This is a genomic window from Streptomyces sp. NPDC005962 (assembly GCF_040629205.1).
GTDB lineage: Bacteria > Actinomycetota > Actinomycetes > Streptomycetales > Streptomycetaceae > Streptomyces.
In genome coordinates, this window is record NZ_JBEXVE010000014.1 from 103,694 (window position 1) to 119,206 (window position 15,513).

At 73.7% G+C, this 15,513-nt stretch carries 14 protein-coding genes; 3 read left to right on the top strand and 11 right to left on the bottom strand.

The annotated features are described in order from the left end of the window. Positions 1–2: 2 nt before the first annotated feature. The 8 genes from ABZ370_RS23650 to ABZ370_RS23685 form a co-directional block, all read right to left on the bottom strand. Positions 3–533, bottom strand: coding sequence for a GNAT family N-acetyltransferase (locus ABZ370_RS23650; protein ID WP_358624244.1), 531 nt, complete (start codon positions 531–533; stop codon positions 3–5). Positions 534–819: 286 nt separating this feature from the next. Next, positions 820–2,502 (bottom strand): DUF885 domain-containing protein, encoded by a 1,683-nt coding sequence (locus ABZ370_RS23655; RefSeq protein ID WP_358624247.1) that lies wholly within the window; start codon positions 2,500–2,502, stop codon positions 820–822. A gap of 97 nt (positions 2,503–2,599) precedes the next feature. Next, on the bottom strand, positions 2,600–3,874 hold the full coding sequence (locus ABZ370_RS23660; protein ID WP_358624249.1) for a GNAT family N-acetyltransferase: 1,275 nt from the start codon (positions 3,872–3,874) through the stop codon (positions 2,600–2,602). Between the two features lie 166 nt (positions 3,875–4,040). Next, positions 4,041–4,562, bottom strand: a complete 522-nt coding sequence (locus ABZ370_RS23665) for a DUF1990 domain-containing protein (protein ID WP_358624251.1) — start codon at positions 4,560–4,562, stop codon at positions 4,041–4,043. Between the two features lie 33 nt (positions 4,563–4,595). Beyond that, the gene (locus ABZ370_RS23670) at positions 4,596–4,949 is read right to left on the bottom strand and encodes a hypothetical protein (protein ID WP_358624252.1); all 354 of its coding nucleotides are present in this window, start codon (positions 4,947–4,949) and stop codon (positions 4,596–4,598) included. Between the two features lie 71 nt (positions 4,950–5,020). Further along, the gene (locus ABZ370_RS23675) at positions 5,021–6,463 is read right to left on the bottom strand and encodes a CoA transferase (protein ID WP_358624254.1); all 1,443 of its coding nucleotides are present in this window, start codon (positions 6,461–6,463) and stop codon (positions 5,021–5,023) included. A 107-nt stretch (positions 6,464–6,570) separates the two neighbouring features. Next, a complete protein-coding gene (locus tag ABZ370_RS23680; RefSeq protein ID WP_358624257.1) occupies positions 6,571–7,566 on the bottom strand; it encodes an MDR family oxidoreductase in 996 nt (331 codons plus the stop codon). A gap of 197 nt (positions 7,567–7,763) precedes the next feature. Continuing rightward, entirely contained in the window at positions 7,764–8,615 is an 852-nt protein-coding gene (locus ABZ370_RS23685; protein ID WP_358624259.1) for a LysR family transcriptional regulator, read from the bottom strand. 216 nt (positions 8,616–8,831) lie between these two features. On the opposite strand from ABZ370_RS23685, the gene ABZ370_RS23690 reads away from it, so the two are divergent. Together ABZ370_RS23690 and ABZ370_RS23695 are read left to right on the top strand one after the other, a co-directional pair. Next, a complete protein-coding gene (locus tag ABZ370_RS23690) occupies positions 8,832–9,929 on the top strand; it encodes a YbfB/YjiJ family MFS transporter (RefSeq protein WP_358624518.1) in 1,098 nt (365 codons plus the stop codon). Between the two features lie 22 nt (positions 9,930–9,951). Next, positions 9,952–10,518 carry an acylphosphatase gene (locus ABZ370_RS23695; RefSeq protein WP_358624262.1) on the top strand — a complete coding sequence of 189 codons (567 nt, stop codon included), beginning with the start codon at positions 9,952–9,954 and terminating at the stop codon, positions 10,516–10,518. Positions 10,519–10,618: 100 nt separating this feature from the next. On the opposite strand, the gene ABZ370_RS23700 is transcribed toward ABZ370_RS23695, so the two are convergent. Both ABZ370_RS23700 and ABZ370_RS23705 read right to left on the bottom strand, forming a co-directional pair. Further along, positions 10,619–12,202, bottom strand: coding sequence for an alkaline phosphatase D family protein (locus ABZ370_RS23700; RefSeq protein WP_358624264.1), 1,584 nt, complete (start codon positions 12,200–12,202; stop codon positions 10,619–10,621). 121 nt (positions 12,203–12,323) lie between these two features. Continuing rightward, positions 12,324–13,070, bottom strand: coding sequence for an SDR family oxidoreductase (locus tag ABZ370_RS23705; RefSeq protein WP_358624267.1), 747 nt, complete (start codon positions 13,068–13,070; stop codon positions 12,324–12,326). A 163-nt stretch (positions 13,071–13,233) separates the two neighbouring features. Here ABZ370_RS23705 and ABZ370_RS23710 point away from each other — a divergent pair, with 163 nt between their 5' ends. Then, entirely contained in the window at positions 13,234–13,977 is a 744-nt protein-coding gene (locus ABZ370_RS23710; RefSeq protein ID WP_358624268.1) for a GntR family transcriptional regulator, read from the top strand. 16 nt (positions 13,978–13,993) lie between these two features. On the opposite strand, the gene ABZ370_RS23715 is transcribed toward ABZ370_RS23710, so the two are convergent. Then, positions 13,994–15,250: an ROK family protein gene (locus ABZ370_RS23715; RefSeq protein ID WP_358624271.1), complete on the bottom strand. Its 1,257-nt coding sequence runs from the start codon at positions 15,248–15,250 to the stop codon at positions 13,994–13,996. Between the last annotated feature and the right edge of the window lie 263 nt (positions 15,251–15,513).

Here is a 15,513-nt window from a genome sequence, read left to right on the forward strand (position 1 = left end):
GCTCAGTCCCGCGTGGCGCCGCGCTCGTAGACGTACAGGTCGCCGCGGTCGGCGGTGCGCGTGAAGTCGGCGCGGAGCAGCACCCGCTGGGAGGGGATGTTCCACGGCTCGGTGGTCGCGATGACGGTGTGGATCTCCGACTGCTCCGCGGCCCACTCCATCAGCAGCCCCAGCGCACCGGTCGCCCAGCCCGCGCCGCGCGCCGAGTGGGACAGGTCGTAGCCGACCTCCACCTCGCCCTCGCCGGGGGCGGGCGGGCCGTGGAAGCCGATGCTGCCGACGGCGACGTCGTCCTCGGCGCGCAGGATGGCGTAGAACCCCCAGGGGGAGCGGTAGCACCCCGCCGCCGCGGCGCGCGCGGTCATCGCGGCGGCGCCGATCGACGCGTCGCCGGGGACGCCGTCGATCCAGTCCAGATCGCCGGGCTTGCCGTCGGCGACCACGGCCGCGTCCCCGGGCGTGTGCTCGCGCAGCGTCATCCGGTCGTTCCACAGCACGAACCGACCGTTCTCGTGCGCCTGCTGGTACGCCACGTGGGGCCCTCTCTCGCCGGGGCGCGGCGCGGATGCGCGCGGCCCAGCGAGACTGTACTCGGCCCGGCGCCGAGGCGCCGCCCGTCAGCGATGTGCCGGAACAGCAGACCGCTGACCTGGGCGTCTCCCGTCTCCACCACCGCCGGGCCCGCCCCGCCGAGCCGCCGGGCGCCGCGCGGGGTGAGCGGGGCGAACGGGACGCGGGGAACGGACCCTGAAAGCGGGGCGGCCGGGGCACAACGCGATCGCGGATACCGTCCGGCCGCCCCTCGAAGATCCGTGAGAATCAGAGCGCGGACAGCTCCGCCACCAGGTCGTCCAGCCCCAGCGACCCCTGGGACAGCGCCGCCATGTGCCACTTCTTGGCGTCGAAGGCGTCGCCGTGCGCCTTGCGGGCCGCTTCCCGCCCGGTCAGCCAGGCCCGCTCGCCCAGCTTGTAGCCGATGGCCTGACCCGGCATGCCCAGGTAACGCACCAGCTCGCTGTCGAGGAAGTCCGCGGGGCGGCCGCAGTGCAGCCCGAAGAACTCCCGCGCCAGCTCCGGCGTCCAGCGCTCACCGGGGTGGAAGGGCGAGTGGCCGGGGATCTCCAGCTGCAAGTGCATGCCGATGTCGACGATCACCCGCAGCGCCCGCATCATCTGCGCGTCGAGGTAGCCGAGCCGCCGCTCCGGGTCGGTCAGATAGCCCAGCTCGTCCATCAGCCGCTCCGCGTACAGCGCCCAGCCCTCGGCGTTGGCGCTGACCATGCCGACCGTGGCCTGGTAGCGGGAGAGCCGGTCGGCGACGTGAGCCCACTGGGCGAGCTGCAGATGGTGGCCCGGGACACCCTCGTGGTACCAGGTCGAGACCAGGTCGTAGACGGGGAAGCGGGTCTCGCCCATGGTGGGCAGCCAGGTCCGGCCGGGGCGGGAGAAGTCCACCGACGGCTGGGTGTAGTACGGGGCGGCCGCGCTCCCGGGCGGGGCGATCATCGACTCGACCCGCTTGACCCGCTCGGCCAGGTCGAAGTGGGTGCCGTCCAGCTGCTCGATGGCCTCGTCCATCAGCCCCTGGAGCCAGACCCGGGTCTCCTCGACGCCCTCGATGTGCACACCGTGCTCATCGAGGTGGCGCAGCGCCTCCCACGGGGTGGCGCCGGGCAGGATCTTCTCCGCCTCGGCGCGCATCTCGGCGTGGATGCGGTGGTATTCGGCCCAGCCGTACGCGTACGCCTCGTCCAGGTCCAGGTCGGTGCCGTTCCACATCCGGGACCAGCGCTGGTAGCGCTCGCGCCCCACCACCTCCGGGGCGCCCTCGACGCCCGGGCCGTAGACGTCGCGCAGCCAGTCGCGGAGGGCGGCCAGCGCCCCGGTGGCCGCGGCCGCGGCCTCGTCCAGCTCGCCGCGCAGCGCGTCCGGTCCCTCGGCGGTGAAGTCGGCGAACCAGCCGCGGTCGGTGCCGATCCACTCGTCCAGCTGGCCGAGGACCGTGGCCACCTGCCGCGGCCCTGCGGGCAGCTCGCGCCGCAGCCCCTCGGCGAGCGAGGCGCGGTAGCCCTCCAGCGCGCCGGGGACGGTGCGCAGCCGGGCCGCGATCGCCGACCAGTCCTCGTCGGTGGCGGTCGGCATCACGGTGAAGACGCTGCGCACCGAGTGCAGCGGGGAGTGGAGGTTGCTGATCGCGCGCAGCGGCTCATGGGCCTCGTGCACGGCGAGTTCGGCGGTCAGCCGCTCCCGCAGCAGCCGCCCGCAGCGCCGCTCGGCGTCGCTGTCCGCACCGGGCCGCGCCTCGGCCTCGGTCAGCCGGTCCAGGGTGGTGCGTGCCAGCTCGGCGACGGCGTCGGCGCCCGCGGGGGAGAAGTCGGGCAGTCGGCGTGCGCTCTCGGGAACGCCCAGGAAGGTGCCGGTGATCGGATCGAGTTCGATGAGGGCGTCGACGTAGGTGTCGGCGACCTGTCGGGGCAGCGGAGCGTTCTTGGAATCGGACATGGGGCCATCCTCGTACGGCCGGGGGCGCGGCGTCATCAGCGTATCCATGTCATGCGCCTGTATGGCCGGGACCCGCGCCCGGGCCCCGGCCGACCGCTCAGCTGCCGGTCCGCGGGGCCGGGGCCGGGGCGGGCGCGGGCACCTGTGCGGGGGTGAGCTGGGCGGTGACCACGAGCGTGCCCTGCTCGATCTGGTAGTCCAGCGGCAGCCCGAGGGCGCGCATCGCCGCGACCATCCCGGTGTTGGCCGACTGGGTGACCGCGTACACGCATCCGCTGCCCGTCTCGGCGGCCATCGCGATCAGCCGCCGCAGCAGCTCGCCGCCGATGCCGCGGCGCTGCCACGCGTCCTCGACGATCAGCGCGACCTCGGTCTCGTCCCCGTCCCACAGCAGATGGCCGAGGGCGACCAGCCGTCCGGAGGCGGTGTACGCGGCGAGGGTGCGGCCGAAGCGCGGGCTGAGCAGATGGTCCAGATAGCGGTCGGCGTCGCCGACCGGGCCGTGGTAGCGCCGCCCGAGCGTGGTGGGCGAGCACCGCTGGTGCATCGCGCGGGCCTCGGCCAGGTCCCGGGTGTCGGCCCGGCGCACGGTGACCTCGTTGCCCTCGGGCAGCGTCAGCACATCGCGGCGGTGCGGCAGCCGCGGCCCGAGCCGGGCGTCCAGGTCGACCAGCGCGCGGGCGCGCGCGAACTCGGTCGGGGTGAACGGCAGATGCGGCCGCTCGATCGTGAGCGCCCCGCCGGACGGGTCCCGCAGCCGCATCACCGTCTCCTCCAGCACCCCCTCGACGGGCGGCGCGTCCTCCAGCGGACGGCCGCCGAGCGAGGTGGCCGGAAGCGAGTGGATGGTGCAGCGGCCGAGCAACTGGCGCAGCGCGAGCGGCAGTTCGGCGCCGTCCAGCGCGGTACGGGTCGCCAGCGTCAGCACCCGGGTCGGCGCGTCCACCAGGTCGTGGGTGTCGGCGCGCTCGATCCAGGTGTCGCTGCCGCCCCCGGCGGCGATCGAGCGCTTCAGCTCGTCGGCGGGTACGGCGGCGGGGGCGCGCAGCAGGAACTCGTCCACGGTCCCGTCGGCCAGCGGATGGGTCTGCAGCGACAGGATGTCGACGCGGTGACCGGCCAGCGCGCCGCACAGCGCGGCCAGGGTGCCCGGCTCGTCCCGTACGGTCGTCCGTATCCGCCACAGCGTGGTGGGGGTGTCCTCCGGGGCGCCCGCGGCCTCGGCCGCGTCGGTCCGCACGTCGTCCGCGGGCGCCGGTGAGGATTCCGGTACCGGCGGGGCGTGGCCGTGTAGTCGGCGCCACCAGGTGGGCAGCCGCCAGCGGTCGCGGGGCCGGGCGGAGTGGTGGTCGGGTGTCGCTCGAGGAGTCATGGGAAACAGCCTCGCGCAACGGTGTTGCGTGATCACAAACGCTCTGTGACCTATGGGTTAAGTGTGCATCTGATCAGAGAAGCTCGTTTTGTCCGACATTAAATGGTCGCGAGATCAACGGGCGCTGAGATCAACGGGCGACGAGATCAAACGGTGCAGGATCAACCTACCCCGCCGCCAGCCGCCGCAGCACCCGCCCGCAGCGGCGCGCGTACGCCCGCTGGAAGAACGGCACCAGCGGCGCCACCGCCCGGGTCAGCCGCATCGCCGGACGGCTGAACGCCGTGACCGTCAGCCACACCGAGCCGTCCCGCTCCAGGCTCACCACGAATGACTCCTCGCCGCGCTCCGGGTGGCCGGGCAGTGTCCCGTACGCGAAGCCGGTCCGGCTCCCGTCCGCCACGGTCCACACCACCTCGCACGGCGCGCGCAGCCGCAGCGGTCCGGCCCCCAGCCCCACCACGACCGTCCGCCCCTCGGCGGCGGGTCCGTCGGCGCGGATCGTGACCCCGACCGCCCGGTGCATCCGCCAGTCCAGGACGGCTTGCCCCGCCGCCCCGAACACCTGCGGGCCCGCCCCGATCCGGGTCCGCACCCGCAGATGGCCGTATCCGGCGGGCAGCGGCCGGTGCCGGGTGGCGCCCACCTCCGGATAGGTGAGGCGGGAGGGCAGATCGGTGGAGGCCATGGCGGTACGGTACGCGGCCCCGCCGACGGGCCGTCATTTGTTGAAAAACTTCCGGATCTTACGCACGAACCTGACGGCGCTCCAGACGAGGAGGCCGCCCACGACGAGCAGGAAAAGGATCGCCCCCCACAGGGGCATCTTCTTTCCGGTGGACACGCCGTCGCCGCCGTGGGTGCTGCGGGAGGAGTGGCCGCCGCTTCGCGACTTCTTCTTGCTGACGCCACCACCGCTCTTGCTGACGCCACCGCTAGTGCTGCTGCTACCGCCTCGCTTCGACGACGACAGCGCGACGTGCGAGACGGAGTGAGGCGCCGGCGCCGCCTGGGCCGTGGCGGGTGCCACCCCGAGCAAGGCGCCGGTCAGGAGGAGGGCGGTTGCCGAACGCATGAGAAATCCCCGTGATGGTGGGTCGGAAAGATAATCGCGCCAGGGCGCGGCATTCGCACCCAAGATCGAGGCTAACCCGGCAGCCACGCCGGCCGCGAACTGCCCAGCCTCGGCGTCGTCCCCGACCAGCGGGGCGCCGTCTCCGACATGCGGATGACGGGGCCGAGGCTCTTCAGATCGCCGTAGGCGGTGGCGTCGTCGGCCACCGCGCAGCGCTCGAACTCCGTGGGCTCCAACTGGCCCGCCGCGTCGTCGAAGCCGCTGATCAGTCCCTGCCGCTGGAGAAGCATCGCGGACTGGCAGAGGGAGACGCTGACGCGGTACGTACCGCCTTCGCGGGCGCGGCGCGCGAGGGCGAGCATCGCGCCGTAGCTGCCCAGGAAGCCCGTGAGGAAGTCGCAGAGGAAGACCGGCGTGAGCTGCGGGCGGCCCGCTCCCGTCGCGTGTCCCTGGATGTCGCAGACGCCGGTCACGGCCTGCGCCACTTGGTCCCATCCGGCGCGGCCCCCGAACGGGCCGCCCGAGCCGAAGCAGTTGACGCTGACGTACACCATTCCCGGCCGTACGGCCGCGAGGTCGGCCGGGCCGAAGCCGTGCGCCTCCAGCCGGTGCGGACGGTATCCCTCGATGAACACGTCCGCTTCGGAGGCGAGTTCGCGCAGGCGAGCGGCCTGGTCGGGGCGGGTGAAGTCCAGGTAGGCGCTGCGCTTGCCATGGCTGGTGTCGCGGACGAACGGCGGTACCTGGGGGAGGTGCGGCGCGGTGACCATGAGGACGTCGGCCCCGTGCTCGGCCATGCTGAGGGCGGCGGTGGGCCCCGCGAGAATGCGGGTGAGATCGAGTACGCGGAGGCCGGCGAGCGGTTCGGCGCCGGCGGGCAGGGGCTCGGGGGCGCTGTCACCGATCTTGGTGATCTCCACGACCGGGCGCCCGGCGAGATAGGCGCCCTGCGGGTGGTCCAGCCACTCCCGCGCGGTACGGACGACTCCGCCGCACGCGTCGGCGGCGGCGATCGCTTCTTCCAGGTCGTCCGCCTTCCACTCGCGGACCGCGGCCTCCACCGAGGCGGGCGTGGCCTCGCAGCCCAGCACGTCCAGCACGCGCTGTTCGAGGTGCGGAAGGTTGAAGTGCGGTACGAACCAGCGGTCGTCGGCGGTCCGCCAGGGCTGGGTGAGCGACGCCATGTGCTCGACGTCGGGCGATACCGGGATGGGCCGGTACGTGCCCGACGCGTCGCGGACGAGGGTCATGTCCTCGCCGCCGAGGGCCGTGGCGGCCGCGGCCCGTACGTCGACCTCGATCCGCTGCCGGCGGCCCGTCCGCATCTCCCACAGGTCGTTCGCGGCGACGGCACGGGCCGCGAGGGCGTCGGCGAGGGTCCGGCCGACGCGGAACGGCGAGGCGAACAGCGGGTCGGACCCCGTCGTCGTCACCTCGCCGGGCGCCGGCCGCTCGCCGCCCCGGAGCGTCATGAGTTCGTCGAAGGCGCGCGGCCCTTCCTCTGTGGTGGCCATGGTGTTCTCCTTTGTACGGTCCCTGCCTCGGCCGCCACGCGCGGTACCCCGTGGTGGTGTGCGGCAGGGGGCTGGTGCTTAAAGTCGTCGGTTCCCGCGCGGCCGGGTCAGCGCGCGCGGACGTCGACGACGATGCGGCCCGTTCCCTGACCGGCGAGCATGTCGGCGGCGGCGTCCTGAGCGGCCGCGAGGGGGATGGTCCGGGTCAGGCTGTCGAGCAGGGCCGGGTCGAGGTGGCGTGCGAGGAGCTGCCAGGCTGCCTCGCGACGCCCGCGCGGGGTGCGCACGGAGTCGATGCCGATCAGGCCGATGCCGCGCAGGATGAACGGCAGGACGTTCCCCGGGAATTCGGCGCTCGCGGCGAGTCCGCAGGTGGTGGCGGTGCCGGAGTGCCGCAGCCCGGCGAGCGCGCCCGCCAGGACGGGGCCGCCGACCGCGTCGACCACGCCCGCCCAGCGCTGCTTGGCGAGCGGCCTCCCCTTGGGGTCGAGTTCCGCGCGGTCGACGATGTGGGCCGCGCCGATCGCGGTGAGCCGGTCGTGCAGGATCTCCGGACGGCCGGTCGCGGCGATCACCTCGTAGCCGGCGTGGGCCAGCAGCGCGATGGCGATCGAGCCGACGCCGCCGCCCGCCCCGGTGACCAGGACCGGCCCGTGCTCGGGGGCCAGCCCTTGCCGTTCGAGGGCGAGGAGGCTGAGCGCGGCGGTGAATCCGGCGGTGCCGATGGCCGCCGCCTGGGCCGGGGTGAAGGTGGCGGGCACGGACACGAGGTCCCCGCCGTCGACGGCCGCGAACCCGGCGAGGCCGCCGTGCCGGTCCTCACCGAGCCCGGCGCCGTTCTGCGTGACCAGGTCGCCCTGGCGCCAGCGGTGGTGGCTGCTGGTGAGGACCTCTCCGGTGACGTCGATGCCCGGCACCAGGGGATGGCGGCGGACCACGCCGGGACGGCCCTGGAGGGCGAGGGCGTCTTTGTAGTTGACGCTCGAATAGTGCACACGCAGGGTGGTGTCGCGGTCCTCCAGCACGCCGCTGTCGAGTTCTTCGAGCGTGGCGCGGTGCCCGTCCGGGAGTTCGCGGGTGATCCAGCCGGTGAACGCGGTCATGGGGCGGCCCTTCTGTCGCGGGTGCGGCGGGTGGCGGCCGGCCGACCCCGGCCTCGTACGAGACCGGCCCGACGGCTGGTGCCGCGCTGACCGCCAGTCGCACCCTCGACGCTAAAGACGGGCCGGGCCGGGGGGAAATGCCTGTCGCGACACATCGATGCGCGGCGGGCATGGCGGCTGGTGACCGGCTGGGCACGTCACTCGGACGCGCTCCGCAGGGCGGCGTCCAGGAAACGCCGGATCAGCGTCCGCTGGGCGTCGGGCAGATGGACAAGACGCACCGGGCTCGGGGGCGCGTTGGTGAGAGGGATGAAGCGCAGGGCCGGATGGTGCGTACGGCGCTCCGCGACCTCGGGGACGATGCCGATGCCCCGGCCCGCGGCCACCGTCTCCAGCCATTCGTCGTAGTTCGCCGTCTCGAAGACCTGGGCCGGGCGCCGGCCGTCGGGCCACGACCCGGGGCCGGTGGTCCCGCTGACGGTGTTGACGACCAGGGCCCAGTGCGGGACGTCGGCCCACTCCAGATGGGTGAAACGGGTCAGGTCGCTCTCGCGCGAGCAGACGGCGACCCGCGGCTCGTCGTACAGGCGCACCGTCCGCATCCCCGCGGGCACCTCGGCGTCCCCCCGGACGAGGGCGATGTCGACGGTGCGCTGCCGCAGCGCCTGGACCGGGTCGTCGGTGCGGCTCAGGCTGACCGAGGCGCCGGTGTCCGCCTCGAAGCGGCTGACCGTCCGCTGCGCCCAGGGGTCGGGCAGCAGCCAGCTGAAGCCGAGCCGGAGGGCGCCGCGGTGCTGGACCACGGCCAGGGCGTCGTCCAGGGCGGCGAGGACCCGCTCGGCGTGGTCCAGGAACCGCGCGCCGGTCTCGGTCAGCTCGACGTGCCGGGAGGACCGGTCCAGGAGCAGGACGCTCAGCCTGTTCTCCAGCTGCGCGATCGTACGGCTGAGCGCCGGCTGCGTGATCAGGAGTTCCTCGGCGGCCCGTGAGAAGGAGCGGTGGCGGGCGACGCAGCTGAAGGCCCGCAGATGGCGCAGTTCGATGTCCATACCCGCAGCGGCCCTCACCGGCGTCCATGCGCGTCATGCATAGCGGCAGCCTAACGGGCATTTCTCAGGCGCGTACGGGCTGCCTAGCGTCGAAGGCGACCCCCGAACACCACCAGGAAGGTGACCACCGCTGTGCACGCGTCAACCACGCCCCCGCCGCGTACGACATCTCCGTGGACGGTCGTCGTCCAGGGAGCGGCGGCGCTCGCCGCGAGCATGGGGGTCGGCAGGTTCGTCTACACCCCCATCCTGCCGCTGATGCGCGATCAGGCCGGGCTCTCCCCGGCGCTCGGGGCGAACCTGGCCACGGCCAACTTCATCGGCTACCTCCTCGGCGCCCTCATCGGGATCGCCGCCCCCGCCGTCGTACGGTCGGCGGCGGCGCTGCGCGGATCGCTCCTCGTGCTGGTCGGCACGCTGGCGCTGATGTCGGCCACGCACGACGGCGCCGTGTGGTTCGCACTGCGGCTCGTGGCGGGCGCGGCCAGTGCGCTGACCTTCGTGATCGCCGTCAGCGCCATGCTCACCGGCCTACGGGTACACGCCCACCACCTGGTCGGCTGGGCCTTCGGCGGGGTCGGCGCCGGCATCGCCCTGTCCGGCCTGCTGGTCGTCGCCGTGCAGGCGGCGTCCACCTGGCAGGCGGCCTGGCTGACCTGCGCCGCCCTCGCCGCGGTGCTCGCCGCCCTCGCCTGGCCGCTGGCCCCCCACCGGCATGCGGGCGAACACTCCGAAACGGGCCGGCCGACCGACCGGCCGCGCACCCACCGCTGGTTCATCGCCCTGCTGGCCAGCTACACCTTCGAGGGGATCGGCTACATCATCGCCGGCACCTTCCTCGTCGCGGCCATCCAGGAAGACGTTCCGGGCCGGCTCGGCGGCGGGGCGTGGATCGTCGTCGGCCTCGCCGCCCTGCCCTCCTGCGCCGTATGGACCCGGCTGGCCCGCCGCTGGTCCCGGCCCGCCCTCCTGTTGACCGCGCTGATCATCCAGGCCGTCGGCATCGCACTGCCGGCCGTCGTCGGCGGCGCGATGCCCGCACTCGTCTCCGCGGTGCTGTTCGGTGCCACCTTCATGGGCGTCAGCACGATCGCCCTGTCGATCGGCGCCCACCTGCGCGTGCCGCGCGCCGTGGCCCTGCTGACGGCCGGGTACAGCGCGGGCCAGATCCTCGGCCCGCTGCTCGCCGCGCCGCTGCTCAACCATGGCTACAACCAGGCCCTGCTGCTGGGCAGCGTCATGGTCGCCCTGGCCGGGGCCGCGGCGGCGGCCGTCTGCGTCCGCTTCCCGCACCACCTGGCCCCGGCCGCCTGACCTCGCACCTCAAGGAGCGCTCATGAGCACACCGCTGACCGGTCTCGGCATCGACCGTCCGATCCTCGCCGCGCCGATGGCCGGCGGGCCGAGCACGCCCGCCCTGGCCGCCGCCGTCGTCGCCCGCGCGGGCGGACTGCCGACCGTCGCCACCGGCGGGGTTGCCGCCCCCACCGACGTGGCCGACGTCCTACGGGCCGGGGCGGACGCCGCCATGGTCGGCATCGCGCTGCTGCGCACCGACGAGAGCGGGGCCTCCGCACCCCAGAAGGCGGCGCTGGCGGACCCCGCCTTCGACTCTGTGCTGATCCGACGAAACGTCCACGTCCGCGGCCTCGTACAGGGCGTGTACTACCGCGACACCTGCCGCCGACTGGCCCGCGAAGCGGGTGTGAACGGATGGGTCCGCAACCTTCACAACGGCGACGTGGAAGCCGTCTTCGAGGGATCACCGGGCGGCGTACAGCGCCTGGTGAGCTGGGCCGCAGAGGGGCCGGGCGCCGCCGAGGTGACCGAGTGCGCCGTGGCCGCCGAGAACCCCGAGGGCGATCGCGACTTCCGCGTCCTGGACGACGCTCCGGCCGCGTAGCGCGCATCGCTCGCTCAGCGCGAACCGGCGCATCCGTCAGTCCATGACGGCTTGCCACGGTACGCGCCCCAGGGGCGCGTACCGCCCACGTCGGCTTCCGCTACTGGCCGACCAGCCCCGGCTTGAGCGCCTTGGTGAACAGCACCGCGCCGCCCACCTCCAGCAGCCGCACCGTCAGCTCGCCGCTGTCGCCGTCGATCTCCACCTCGCCGTAGAACTGGTAGCCCTCGGCGGGCGAGACGTTCGCCCGGTCCGGCGCCTTCACGAACGGCTGCGCCGGGCCGAAGGTGCCGTCCAGCTTCACCGCCGGGAAGGACCCCGCGTTCAGCGGGCCCGTGACGAACTCCCAGAACGGCGCGAAGTCCTTGAACGCCGCCCGCGACGGGTCGTAGTGCTGCGCCGAGGTGTAGTGGACGTCCGCCGTCAGCCACACCGTGCCGGTGATCTTCTGGTGCTTGATGTGCCGCAGCAGCTCCGCCAGCTGCAGCTCACGGCCCAGCGGGGCGCCCGGGTCGCCCTGCGCCACCGCTTCGAAGTCCTTGTCCCCGTCCGGGACCACCAGACCGAGCGGCATGTCGCAGGCGATCACCTTCCACACCGCGCGCGACCGCGACAGCTCCCGCTTCAGCCACGCCAGCTGCTCGGCGCCCAGGATGCCCTGGGCGTCGTCCGGCTGACGGCCGGGCGAGTTGGCGTCCCGGTACGTACGGCAGTCCAGCACGAAGACGTCCAGCAGCGGGCCGTGGTGCTGGACCCGGTACACCCGGCCGCTCGCGTCCGGCCGCAGCGTGCTGATCGGGAAGTACTCGGCGAACGCCTGCCGGGCGCGGGCCGCCAGCACGTCCACCTTCTTCTCGGTGTAGCGGTCGTCGGCCAGGATCTCGCCCGGGTACCAGTTGTTCAGCACCTCGTGGTCGTCCCACTGGGTGATGGTCGGCACCTCGGCGTGGAACCGGCGCAGATTGGTGTCCAGCAGGTTGTAGCGGAAGTTGCCGCGGTACTCGTCCAGGGTCTCGGCGACCTTGGACTTCTCCGGCGTCATGATGTTCCGCCAGGTCGAGCCGTCGGGCAGCTTGACGGTCTCGGTCAGCGGGCCGTCGGCGTAGATGTTGTCGCCGCTGCACAGGAAGAAGTCCGGGTCGCGACGGCGCATCTCCTCGAAGGCGCGATAGCCGCCGTCGTCCGGGTTGATGCCCCAGCCCTGCCCCGCCAGGTCGCCGGACCAGACGAAGCGCACACCCTTACGGCGCTCCGGCACCGTACGGAATGTCCCGTGCACCGGCTCGCCGGTGCGGCGCGGGTCCTCCGGGTCGGCGAGCAGCACCCGGTAGTGCACCTGGCTGCCGGAGGGCAGACCGTGCAGCGCGGTGCGGCCGGTGAAGTCCGTGCCCGGCCCGAGCAGCGGACCCTGCCAGCGCCGCGGCCGGGTGAAGGACTCCGTCGCGGAGGTCTCCACGATCATGCGGGCCGGGCGGTCGGAACGCACCCACACCAGCCCCGAAGACGTCGTCACGTCCCCCGTCTGCACGCCCCACCGGGCGCTCGGGCGCCCCGACAGCGCCTGTGCGGGCGCCGCCGATGCCACCCCCGACGCCGCGGCGGGCAGGGCCAGCGCCGCGGACGCGGCCGCCGACCCCTGCAGTACCGAACGCCGCCCGATCCCTCTGCCGGATTCCCGCGCCATGGTGGAGCCTCCCGTAACTCGTAGAACAGCTGTGCTGGTCTGTTGTTATCGGTGCGAGATGCCTCATTCCCGAACGCACAGTAAACAGCAGGAGCTTCCGATGAGTCCCGGGCCCGCTGGGCTACAGTCCGCCCGCCACTCGCAGCACCGCTCCGGTCGTGTATGACGCGTCCGGGGAGAGCAGCCACGCCACCGCGCCCGCGATCTCGTCCGGCTCACCCGGACGGCCCATCGGCACCCGCTCCGGATTCCGCCACGGCCGCTCCGGGTCACCCATCCGCGCGTGGATATCGGTCAGCGTCATGCCCGGCTGGACCGAGTTGACCCGGATGCCCTCCGCGGCCAGCTCCTTCGACAGGCCCACGGTCATCGCGTCCACGGCCGCCTTGCTGGCCGCGTAGTGCACGTACTCCCCGGGGCTGCCGGTCGTCGCCGCACCGGAGGAGACGTTGACGATGACGCCGCCCCGGCCGCCGTGCCGGGTGGACATCTCGCGCGCCGCGCGCCGCGCGCACAGCAGGGCGCCGGTCACGTTGACGTCCACGACCCGCCGCATCACCTCGGGCGACGTCTCGGTGAAGCGGCCCAACGGCCCGGTGATCCCGGCGTTGTTGACCAGCCCGGTGATCGGGCCCAGGTCCTCCCGCACCGCGTCGAACATCGCCTCGACCTGCTCCGCGACGCTCGTGTCGGCCTGGACGACGGCGGCCCGCGCCCCCTCCGCGCGCACCAGTTCGGCACTCCGCTCGGCGGCCTCCCGGTCCTGCTCGTAGCCGATGGCGACGCTGTGTCCGGCGCGTGCCAGCCGCACCGCCACCGCCGCCCCGATCCCACGGCTGCCGCCCGTCACGACCGTGACCTGGTCCATTACCTCAGCTCCCGCCCCGTTACCGTCCCTGTTGGAATGATCATGACGATAGCTGATCGGACATTGGTCTTGACCAAGTTTGCGCCCCGCCCTATGGTCACATTGATACTGCAACAATGTTTAATAAATAAGCACGCATAAAGAAGCACAGGGGGAGATCAGGGTGGGGACCACGCAGCTCGACTCGGTACCGGAGCCGAAGTACTGGCATCTGAAGACCGTGCTCAGTGAGGCGCTCGACTCGGAGTTCGCGGTCGGGGAGATCCTGCCCAACGAGCGTGAGCTGGCCGCCCGTTTCGGCGTCGCCCGCGCCACCCTCCGGCAGGCCCTCGAACAGCTCGAACTGGAGGGCAGGCTGCAGCGCCGCCGCGGGGTCGGCACCACCGTCGCGCCGCCGCGCGTCGGCGTGGCCGTCGGGGACTACACCCACACCTGGACGGAGGCGGGCGAGGACGCCTGGGCCTGCGTCGACAGCGTCGAGGCGGTGCCGCCCGCCGCGGTCCTGCGGCTCCTGGACACCGAACCCGACGCCCCCGTGCACCAGGTGCGGCGCACCCGGGTGAGCCAGGGCCAGCCGCTCGCCGCCGAACTGCTCTACGTACCGGCCGCGTCCGTTCCCGGCCTCGCCGCCATCGGGACCCCCAGCGGGCTGGCCCGCGCCCGCGCCGTGCTGCGCGAGCTGAGCAGGCTGCGGCTGGAGGGGCGGGAACAGTCGGTGGAGCTGGGGTCGGCCCGGGCGGACGACGCCAAGGAGCTGGACCGGCTGCCCGGCGCCCCCGTTCTCGTCGTGACCACCCGTTACGTCGCGGAGAACCGCACCGCGGCGGTCGCCGTGGCCACCTACCGCGCCGACACCTGCCGCCTCACCTTCGGCGACCCGGGCGGCATCGAGCTGCTGGCGGGCTGAACCGGACCGAGAGGCCTCAGCGGGCCGCCCGGCGCGCGGTGACCGTGCTCTCCACCGCGAACAGCTCCGCCTCCACATGGTCCAGCGCCAGCCGCAGCGCACCCGTCGTCACCGCGGCCTCGCCCAGCAGCGACTGGGCGACCTGCGGCGGACGCAGGCAGTAGCGGGCCAGCTCGTCGCGGAGCGGGTCCAGCACGCCGTCAAGCCCCGCGGCCCAGCCGCCCACCACGACCACCTCGGGATCGAGCGCCAGCACCAGGGCCGCCGTGTCGTGCACCAGCCGCCGGATGAAGCGGTCCACGGCCGCGCGCGCCCGCGCGTCGCCGTCCCGGGCGAGCGCGAAGACCCGTACGACCTGCGCCTCGTCCAGGGGGTTGAGCGGTTCGCCGGTGGTGGAGAGCACCTCTTCCGGGCTGGCCTCGCGGCCCAGCAGATGCAGTGCGCCGATCTCCCCGGCCGCGCCGCCGTAGCCGCGGTGCAGCCGCCCGCCGATCAGCGATCCGGCACCCGGGCTCAGCCCGGCCAGGACGAAGACCACATCGTCCGAGCCCGCCGCGGCACCCTTCCAATGCTCGGCCACGGCCGCCGTGTTCGCGTCGTTCTCCACCAGCACCGGGCACTGGAAGGAGCGCCGCAGCCGCTCCCCGAGCGGCAGGCCCGTCCAGCCCGGCAGGGCGGTGCACAGATGGACGGTGCCGTCGGCCTCCACGACGCCGGGGCTGCCCACCCCGACCGCCCGCAGCGAGCAGCGCGCGACCCCGGTGTGCCGGAGCAGATCCGCGGCGGCGGCCCGCACCCGGTCCAGCCGCTCGTCCGCCGGTGCCTTCTCGGACACCTCGCGCACCGCCGAGCCGAGCGGGCGCCCGTCCAGGTCCGACAGCAGGGCGGCGACCCGGTGCGCTCCTATCTCTATGCCCAGCAGATGCCCGGCCTCGGCGCGGAACCGGAAGCGGCGCGCGGGGCGGCCCTGGCGGCGCACTCCGCCCTCCTCGGCGGGCACCTCCGCCGCGAGCCCGCTGTCGATCAGCCCGTCGACGACGCCCTCGACCGTGGGCCGGGACAGGCCGGTGGCCAGGGTGAGGTCGGTGAGGGAGGCACAGCCGGGGCCGGACGACCCGGCGTCGCCCTCCGGGACACCCGGGGCCCGCGGGGCCTCTGTACCAGAGGGGGCATCCGGCGGAGCGGAAGCGGTGGCGGCGCGCAGCGCCTGCAGCACCACGGCGGAGTTGATGCGCCGCAGCAGGGACGGATCACCGCCGGTCAGCCGCCCCACGTCGGTCCCCCTCCCACTGAGTGTGTGCCGGATCGTATCTGCTGGGGGCGGGCACGGCGAGCCGCCCGCGACCCCGCGCACGCCCAGGTACTTAGGGGGTGTCTTGCCGGTCATGCCGGGCTCCCGACGCCTGGCACGGCACCTCGCGGCCCCGCGCTCGTCGCACGCAGCGCCGCTGCGCTCTCCTCACGCGGGTTGCGAGGCACCGCACCAGACGCCGCTCGCTGATCCGGCCTGACCGACAAGACACCCCCTGGCCACCC